Below are 1,331 nucleotides of genomic sequence, written 5' to 3' on the forward strand. Positions count from 1 at the left end.
CGGTAGCGGGATCGTCGCAGGCCGGGGCCTCGGACCGCTTGTGAGACGGTGCCCTCGATGCCGGCGCGGGCCCGGTAGGCCTCGCGCCATCGGGGGGTGTCCTGTTCGGCCTGCATCCGTGTCCGGGCGGTATGGATCGGTTCGGGATGGATCTCCAGGACCCGGCCGAGGTGAGGGGCGCCGGTGGTGCACTGGGCGCGGATCGGGCAGGGGCGGCAGTCCGCGCGGGAGAAGGCGACGCGGATCAGGCCGTCCTTCTTCGGCCGCATGGAGATGCTGGTGGCCCCGGCGGGGCAGTGGGTGACGCCGCTGTGCCAGTCGACGTGGAAGTCCTTGGGGGTGAACGTGCCGCCCCGGGCGCCCCGGCCGGTCTGGACAGTGACGGGGGCGACAAGGGAGATGCCGCGTTCCAGGGACGCGCCGATGCCGGGCCCGCTGGGGTAGCCGGAGTCGAGCAGGTGCTCGCCGGGTTTCAGGTCCCGGGCGATGAGTTTGTCCTGGACGGGGGTGACGGCCGTGACGTCGGGTTCGGTGGCGGGGGTGGTGTGGACGTCGGTGACCACGTGCGGCAGGCCCTCGTCGCAGGACTCGGTCAGGTGGCCCTTGGAACCGGTCCATTCCATGCGTGCGGCGCCGGGCGCGCCTTTGGTGCTGTAGCGGGCGTCAGGGTCGTGGGGTGAGCGCACGCGCTGTGCGGAGGGCGGCAGTTCCTTGGTGTCCCGGTAGCGCAGTCGGCCGGTGGTGGTGGCCTCGAAGTGCTGGTCCCACAGCTCGCGCAGGATTCTGACCTGCGGGAGGCCGTTCATCCGCACGGCGTCGGGGTCCGTGTCGATGGCGGCGATCAGGCTCTGCCCGTCGGCGCCGATCTGCTCGGCGAGCTTGAGGGCGGAGGCGCCTCTGCGGCGCAGGAGCCCGCCGGTCTCGACCTTGCGGCCGTAGCGTTCGTCCCAGCCGGGCCCGAGCAGCGGCACGACCAGGCCCGGGTCGGTGCGGGCGATCTCCTCCAGGGCCGCGCGCAGGGCCTCGCCCAGGCACTCGACGCGGTTCAGTGCGCGCACGCAGGCCAGCACGTGGGTGGAGTCGGTGCGCTGACGGCCGCCGGCCCGCACCAGGCCGGCGGCCTTCAGACGTTCCAGCATCAGCGAGAGCAGGGCATCCGCCCGGTTCCCGGCTGCCAGGCGGGCCCGGAACTCGCACAGCACGCTGGCATCGAAACCGGTGTACTCCAGCTCCAGGCCCAGCGCGTACTTCCAGGAGATCCGGTCGGCCACCGCCACCGCGGCGTCCCGGTCGGAGAGGTTGTGCAGGAACTGCAGGACCGTGACCATCGC

Annotated in this window: 1 protein-coding gene; it reads right to left on the reverse strand. The window is 72.6% G+C overall.

Annotated elements, in window-relative coordinates:
• Positions 1-1,331: transposase (locus ACFCY1_RS41520; protein ID WP_375877824.1), on the reverse strand; the 1,331-nt coding region annotated here is incomplete at both ends.

This window comes from Kitasatospora sp. NPDC056273 (genome assembly GCF_042268845.1).
Taxonomy (GTDB): domain Bacteria; phylum Actinomycetota; class Actinomycetes; order Streptomycetales; family Streptomycetaceae; genus Kitasatospora.